The organism is Stenotrophomonas sp. HMWF003 (assembly GCF_003061285.1).
Taxonomy (GTDB): Bacteria; Pseudomonadota; Gammaproteobacteria; order Xanthomonadales; family Xanthomonadaceae; genus Stenotrophomonas; species Stenotrophomonas maltophilia_AP.
In genome coordinates, this window is sequence record NZ_QAIW01000444.1 from 1 (window position 1) to 5,460 (window position 5,460).

The 5,460-nt window shown below is 65.4% G+C and carries 2 protein-coding genes and 1 pseudogene; all 3 read right to left on the reverse strand.

From position 1 onward, the window contains the following. Positions 1-404 precede the first annotated feature (404 nt). Positions 405-3,254 (reverse strand): TonB-dependent receptor, encoded by a 2,850-nt coding sequence (locus DBR34_RS19540; RefSeq protein WP_128098011.1) that lies wholly within the window; start codon positions 3,252-3,254, stop codon positions 405-407. A gap of 68 nt (positions 3,255-3,322) precedes the next feature. Next, positions 3,323-4,204: a helix-turn-helix transcriptional regulator gene (locus tag DBR34_RS19545; protein ID WP_128098012.1), complete on the reverse strand. Its 882-nt coding sequence runs from the start codon at positions 4,202-4,204 to the stop codon at positions 3,323-3,325. Between the two features lie 123 nt (positions 4,205-4,327). Further along, positions 4,328-5,460: pseudogene (locus DBR34_RS24160) on the reverse strand (transcriptional regulator); the annotation flags it as partial.

The window sequence follows — 5,460 nt, forward strand, 5'->3', positions numbered from 1 at the left end:
AAATAAAGGGGGAGGGGGCGGCCGCAGGCCGACTCCGGAGGACATTCGCCGGAAAGGGCATGGGGGCCCAGCGCCCGACCCGCCGACGGCGCCCGACAAGCCAGGCTTCTCCCCTGCTTACCGCAAGCCGAGCCCCGTAGCAGCCGGTAGGCGCCTGGGCAAAATAAAGGAGGAGGCCGCCGCGCGGCCGGGGGACATTTGCACCCGGGGCCTACCGGCTGCTGCGGGGAGCTCACGCTGCGACGGCCCTTGCAACGAGACGCTTCCCTCAGAGGGGAGAAGAACCTTTTTGTGGCCGCAGCATCGAAACCGGTGGGGGTGGAACGCTCAGGCCCCGGCGCAAACAAAGAGGGCGGACCTTGCGATCCGCCCTCCTTTTTTTACTGCAACAGAGCTTCGATGGATCAGAAGCGCTGGGTGTACTTCATGTACAGGAAGCGACCGATGTCGAAGCCGCCGTAGTTGGCGAAGCTCGAGTTCGGTGCCGAGTACATCAGCGGACCCTTGTGGTCGAACACGTTGTTCGCACCGACGGCGATGGTGGCATCCCACGGCGCCTTCCAGTTGATCTGCAGATCGTGGAAGGTGTTGGAGCCGGTGTGACGCAGCGGCGCGCTTTCGCCATTGGCGACGTGGTCCGGGGCATCGCACCAACGGTCGTCGACGCAGTCTTCCTTCATGCCCGAGTAGTAACGGGCGGTGTAGGTCGCACCGAAGTTGCCCAGTTCCCAGTTCACGCCCACGTTGGAACGCACGCGGAACAGACCTGCTTCGCTGACGCGACCGATGATGATGTTGTCACCATCGGAGTTCTGGCCGGCTTCGTCGTACTTGGACAGGTAGCTGGTCTGCCAGTCGATGCTGAACTGACCGATCGCCAGTTCCGGCAGACGGTACTTGACGCCCAGGTCGTAGCCTTCGGTCTTCATCGAGCCGAGGTTGGCCAGGCCGTAGGTCAGCGCGCTGATGTGACCATCGGCAGCACGGGTCACGCCTTCGCAGCGTGCCGAGTTGCCCAGGACGTAGCAGTCACGCAGGATGCGGTCGACGCTGTCCTCGATGATCATGTCCTTGATCTCGTAGCGGTACCAATCCAGCGAGATGTCCAGACCCTGCACCCAGCGCGGGCTCCACACCAGACCAACGGTCTTGCTGGTGGAGGTTTCCGGCTTCAGCTCAGCGTTGGAGCCGCTGATGAACTGGTCCGGCGTCGCGCACGGCCAGGTCTTGCACGGCTGGCCGCCCTGGGCCTGCTGCACGTAGTCAGCCGGTGCGCCGCCGCTGAGGCAGGCGGCATTGCCGGCAACGCTGCCCGCAACGCCCACGGCGCACGGATCGGTGTAACGCTCGAAGCTGGCGTCGCGGCCGCCGTACAGGTCGCTGATGCTCGGGGCACGGAAGCCTTCAGCATAGGTACCACGGACCAGCAGCTCGTCGATCGGACGCCACACCAGGCCGAACTTGGAGTTGATGGTGTCGCCGAAGTTGCTGTAGTCCGAGTAACGGCTGGCAACGTTGAAGCTCAGTTCCTTGGCGAAGGCCATATCGGCCAGCACCGGGATGTTCAGCTCGACGTAGAACTCGTTGAGGCTGTAATCACCCGAGGTGGTGGTCGAGGCAAGGCCGGTGCTCTGGCCCGACTGGCGGAAGGCGTCCGGCACGAAGCGGCCGTCTTCCTTGCGGTGCTCGTAGCCCATCGCAATGCCCAGCTCGCCGGCCGGCAGGTCGACGATCGACCCGGACAGGTTGGCGGTGTAGCTGGTGGTCTTGGTGATGCCGGTGTCGGTGAAGGTCGGGAACAGGAAGCTCTGCAGGTCCGGATCCGCCAACGAACCCTGGCCAGCCACGCCGTACGGCAGCAGCGGGTTCCACGGGCGGCAAGCGCTCAGCGGGGTCGGGTTGGCCGCGGTACCGCACTGGGCCACACCGTTGCTGTTGATGAACGACGGGCCCAGGGCCTGACGCGACGCGATCAGGCTCATGTCGCCGTGACCGGTCTTGGTGACTTCGTTACGGTTCCACAGGGCGCCAGCGTCCCAGTCCCAGGTCTTGCCGGCCAGCTCGAAGAAGCCGCTGACGGTCGGGGCAAAGCGCAGGGTCTTCATGTCGCTGGTGGTGGTGCGCGGCACTTCCCACAGACGACGACGGAACTGCAGGTCCTGGCCAACCGGGTTGAACGCGCTCGAACCGGACAGCGGGGTGTTGATCGCGGCCGACTGCGACTGGTACGGGTAGCCCGCAATCTGCTGGTCGGTGGTGCGCTGGTTGTACAGCAGGTCGGCGTTGAACGTGATCGAATCGGTCAGGTCGTAGTTGCCGTTGACGTAGACCGACTTACGCTCGATGCCGGTCGACGCCATCATCTGCTGGTTGGCGTTGGAGAACTCGCCCGGGGTCAGCTCGTGGTAGTCGTTCGGGTTGTTCGGGTTGCCGCCCGGATTGAGCGTCTGCCAGATCGCATCCTTGCCTTCGCACTTGCCGAACAGCTTCGGGTTGCACCAGGTGCTGTTCTGGCTGATCGGGCTCCACTCTTCAGCGGTCGAGTTCGGGCCACGGCCGCCATCACGGCTGAACCAGCGGTCCTTTGCCCAGACCGGATCCTGCTTGGAGTATTCGGCCGACAGGGTCACGCCGCCGCGCTCGCCTTCCGAGCCCAGGGTCAGCGAATAGGTGGTGCCTTCGCCGTCGCCTTCGCCGTACTGGCCGTAGTAGACGCTGGCTTCAGCGCCGTCGAAACGCTTGCGGGTGATCACGTTGACCACGCCGGCGATGGCGTCCGAACCGTAGATGGACGAGGCGCCGTCCTTCAGCACTTCGATACGCTCAACGGCCGACATCGGGATCTGGCTCAGATCCTGGTAGCCGCCGGTGGTGGCGCCCAGACGCTTGCCGTTCATCAGCACCAGCGTACGGGTGGCGCCCAGGTTGCGCAGGTCGACGTAGTAGCCGCCGACGTTTTCGCCGGACGACAGGGCGTCCGAACGCGAAATGGCCGGAGCACCGGCCGAGGTCAGGTTCTGCAGGACGTCGGCCACCGAGGTGTAGCCCTGCTTTTCCAGGTTCTCACGGCTCAGCGTCAGGATCGGCTGCTGGGTCTCCATGTTGGCGCCACGAATGCGCGAACCGGTGACTTCAATGCGATCCAGGTCGGTCGCGCCCTTTGCTTCCTGTGCGGAAGCAAAGGTCGGCGACAGCGCGAGCGCAATGCCGGCGGGCAGAAGGCCCAGCCGCACTGCAGGAGTACGAAAATTCATTTATCTCTCCGAGGTACGTTAGTAGCGTGTTAAACCGCCTCGGAAAGTTACGATTGCGTTGCGGTTAATTATTTGCGGGAAGCAACCGATGGCTTTGCCGACTTTGGCGGGAGCATTCCACCGGCCTCGCGAAAGCCTGACGCAGACTGCCCGTAACGTGCCCGAAACGCCCGTGCAAAGCTGCAGCAGTTGTCAAATCCACTCGCAGCGGCGACTTCGCCGATCATCATGTCGGTATCACGCAGCAGGTCGGCCGCGCGCTCCAGCCGCAGGCGTGCCGACAGCGACTGCGGGCTTTCTTCATACAGGCTCTGGAAGGTCTTGGACAAGTACCAGCTGGAGAAGTTGGTCAGCTCGGCCAGTTCGCCGATGCGCACCACGCGGTGGCTGTTGCCTTCCAGATACAGGCGCGCACGCTGCATGCGGCCGAACACCTGGCGCTTGCGCACGCGCGAACGGCCCGGGCAACGCTGCACGCCGGTGGCCAGCACGCGCTGCAGCGAGGCCAGGTGCAGCAGCACCGGGCGCAATGCCTGCGCCGGCTGGCCACTGGCCAGTGCGTCGCGCCACAGGCGCAGGGCCACGCGGACTTCGGCGCGGCTCATGCTGCCGCGGCCGGCGTACAGGCTGCAGTCTTCCAGCTCGCCCAGCGCGCGCAAAGCATCCGGGGTGAGGCTCAGGCCGATGCACAGGCCATCGCGGCCGGCCTGGATCATCGGCTTGGATTCCTTCTCGAAGGCGATCCATTCGCGCTGGCGCAGGCGGAAGCGGCCTTCCTTGGATTCCACCCACGCACTGCCACGCAGCTGCATCCACACGGTGAACGTTGCGCCAGCGGTCTGCAGGCTGCCGAGCCGGGCCACGCCCAGGCAGGTGGGCAGCGGACCGTCGTCGACGATCTTGTCCAGGGAAAGCGATTGGCCGCGATCGGCCAAGGAAAGCTGACGCATGACTGCACACCGTGTTTGCCGTTGCGGGGCAAACGTTTTGCCAAATCAGGCGAGCCGGGTCAGGAAAGTGCGACGAGATTCATCCGAATTCGACACGAGGCCGACACGAAGGAAGTACGAAGACTATTTTCCCTTCAAAAACAGGGCGTTGGAAACAGCCGAGAAGACCGGCACTGGTGCCTCGGGGAGTGGCATCACGCCGATGTCGGCACCGTCGGCCACCGCCAGCGCCACGTACAGCGCGCTGCCATCGGGGTGCGCACTGAAGCCGTTGCCGGCACTGAGGCGATCCACGTCCAGGCAGTGTTCGGTGCGGGTGGCACCGGCGTTGATGCGCGAAAACAGCGTGGCGCAGGCGGCGTCATTGGACAGGTAGTCCACGCTGCCATCGCGTGCCACCGTCCAGGTCCGGTAGCGCCAGCGCGATGGCCGGTCGTCGCTGACCTGCTGGATGCTGCCGGTGCTGAGCTGCGCATCCACCGACCACAGCCCACCGGCCGACAACCGGGTGAACAGCACCCGCTGCGCGCTGCGGTCGAAGCGCGCCTGCGACACCCCTTCGATACTGGCCAGCAGCCGCCATGGCGACTGCCGACGATCGAACAGGGACAGCCGCAGCCGCTCGCGCGCGTCGCGGTCCACCACCAGCACGTGGTCGCTGTCGCTGCCGTACAGGGCCTGCAACGGCTGGGCGACCGGCACTGGCAGTGCCACCACCTGCTCATCGCGCGGTGACACTTCATAGATCACCGGGTTGGCCTGCGCATCGCGTCCGGATACCAGCAGGTGCGTGCTGTCAGGTGACCAGTCCGCCGCCTGCCGCGTTTCCGGCCGCAGCCCCTCCACCGGGCGCAGCGAATCGGGCCGGGTCAGGTCGGCCCACCACAGGCCGTAGTTGCCGGACCGGTCGGAGGTGAACACCAGTTGCCGGCCGTCGGGCGCGAGCATCGGCTGACCATCGCGGCCGTTGGAGGGGAACAGGCGTTGCGGTTGCCCCGGCTGGCCATCCTTGAGCGGCACCCGGAACAGCCCGAACTGCGCCTTGCGGTGCACGAAGGCCAGCATCTCGTTGTGCCGCGACACCGCCGGCGACTGCGCATCGTCGATACCGACGTCGCGCAGCGTGCGGTTCTGCGTATCCAGTTCGTAAAGGCGTGATTCGCTGTCCACACGACGGCCGAACACGATGTGGCGGCTGTCACTGCGCCAGGCCCAGCCGCGGATCTCGGCCGAGTCGGCGGTGAGCTGTTCGGGGA